Annotated in this window: 1 protein-coding gene; it reads left to right on the forward strand. The window is 48.4% G+C overall.

Going from position 1 to position 1,122, the window contains the following annotated elements:
* Nucleotides 1-390: 390 nt before the first annotated feature.
* Nucleotides 391-1,122: PPC domain-containing protein (locus tag V6D20_03085; GenBank protein HEY9814778.1), on the forward strand; the 732-nt coding region annotated here is incomplete at its 3' end.

Below are 1,122 nucleotides of genomic sequence, written 5' to 3' on the forward strand. Positions count from 1 at the left end.
CCTGATCATTGAGACTGCCTAGAATGGCGATCGGCACCTCGCAGGCTAGTATCTGAGTTCAGCAGATGGTCTTAACAACTAAGAATCAATGTGAACTACATGGATGATGCTCTGAACCTCTAAGTAAGAAAAAGAGTTACTGTTTCTCTGTCCAGTTTTCACACCCTATTAGATATGCGGGCGCCTTATCGATATGTGGCAGATAAGGAGAGCTTGTGCTTGGCAATGACGTGAGTAGAGCGATTGCCCCCTTGATGTCCCTCTCTTATCCAGGTTGATGCCAGCACTAGGGTGGGGTGAATCATCATTTTTGACGTTAGCGTGGTGGAGATTGAACCACGGAGTTCTACATCGCCCATAATCCCTTCACAACTGCTGGAGGATACACCCATGTCTCTTCATAACTTGGGTACGATAAGCGATCGCACTACCTTTAACAACCGAGTCACGACTTTCATCGATCCACTAGATTCATTACAATTTAGTCTTGCCCGTGCTGGTAACTTAAATATTGGGGTGAGTGGCTTAACCCAAAACGTTAAGCTACAGCTGTTCCGTAGCAGCAGTTCTGGGCTCACCCGTATTGGTTCCTCAAACTATGCCGGTACGAACCCAGAATCCCTTAATTTCAGCGGATTGCAACAGGGACAATATGTTGCACGAATTCAACTTCTTACCCCAGGTCGCACAGCCTACCGAATGCGGCTCTCTCGCCAGTCGCCCAACGATGTGATTGCTGAAGAACGGACATGGAATGCTTTGAATACTAACGCCACGGCCCATCAAGGCACCCTCAACGCAACCAACACATCTGACCTTTTCCGCCTCAACCTTGGTTCGGCAACAGCTCTCAACCTTACCCTAACAGGGCTAAACAACAGTGCAGGGCTGCAATTGTTACAAGACAGTAATAGTAATGGATTTATCGACGCGGGCGAAGTCGTTGCATCCTCCATGACAAGTGGTGTAGAAAAGGCTATTAACCTCAGGACTATCCCTAGCGGCACCTACTGGATTCATGTGTATGGCTCTGCCGACACTCCTTATACCCTAGGCATGTCACCGGCCGTGTACAGTGACTTGGCAGTCCGAGAATTTGATCTGGGAACCCTAGGCAATAGT

The sequence above is a fragment of the Candidatus Obscuribacterales bacterium genome, assembly GCA_036703605.1.
In the GTDB taxonomy this organism is placed as follows: Bacteria; Cyanobacteriota; Cyanobacteriia; order RECH01; family RECH01; genus RECH01.